Annotated in this window: 1 protein-coding gene; it reads right to left on the reverse strand. The window is 34.0% G+C overall.

Features of this window, described 5'->3' with window-relative positions; all coding sequences use genetic code 11:
* Positions 1-58 precede the first annotated feature (58 nt).
* A complete protein-coding gene (locus tag SOJ_RS13050) occupies positions 59-733 on the reverse strand; it encodes an IS6-like element IS257 family transposase (RefSeq protein WP_001105987.1) in 675 nt (224 codons plus the stop codon).
* Positions 734-789 lie beyond the last annotated feature (56 nt).

Consider the following 789-nt stretch of genomic DNA (forward strand, 5'->3'; position numbering starts at 1 on the left):
GGTTCTGTTGCAAAGTAAAAAATATAGCTAACCACTAATTTATCATGTCAGTGTTCGCTTAACTTGCTAGCATGATGCTAATTTCGTGGCATGGCGAAAATCCGTAGATCTGAAGAGACCTGCGGTTCTTTTTATATAGAGCGTAAATACATTCAATACCTTTTAAAGTATTCTTTGCTGTATTGATACTTTGATACCTTGTCTTTCTTACTTTAATATGACGGTGATCTTGCTCAATGAGGTTATTCAGATATTTCGATGTACAATGACAGTCAGGTTTAAGTTTAAAAGCTTTAATTACTTTAGCCATTGCTACCTTCGTTGAAGGTGCCTGATCTGTAATTACCTTTTGAGGTTTACCAAATTGTTTAATGAGACGTTTGATAAACGCATATGCTGAATGATTATCTCGTTGCTTACGCAACCAAATATCTAATGTATGTCCCTCTGCATCAATGGCACGATATAAATAGCTCCATTTTCCTTTTATTTTGATGTACGTCTCATCAATACGCCATTTGTAATAAGCTTTTTTATGCTTTTTCTTCCAAATTTGATATAAAATTGGGGCATATTCTTGAACCCAACGGTAGACCGTTGAATGATGAACGTTTACACCACGTTCCCTTAATATTTCAGATATATCACGATAACTCAATGCATATCTTAGATAGTAGCCAACGGCTACAGTGATAACATCCTTGTTAAATTGTTTATATCTGAAATAGTTCATACAGAAGACTCCTTTTTGTTAAAATTATACTATAAATTCAACTTTGCAACAGAACC

It is taken from the genome of Staphylococcus sp. OJ82, assembly GCF_000294465.1.
In the GTDB taxonomy this organism is placed as follows: domain Bacteria; phylum Bacillota; class Bacilli; order Staphylococcales; family Staphylococcaceae; genus Staphylococcus; species Staphylococcus equorum.

Coding starts and splice junctions, on each gene's coding strand:
- SOJ_RS13050 (WP_001105987.1), bottom strand. CDS start 733: ATGAACTATTTCAGATATAAACAATTTAACAAGGATGTTATCACTGTA.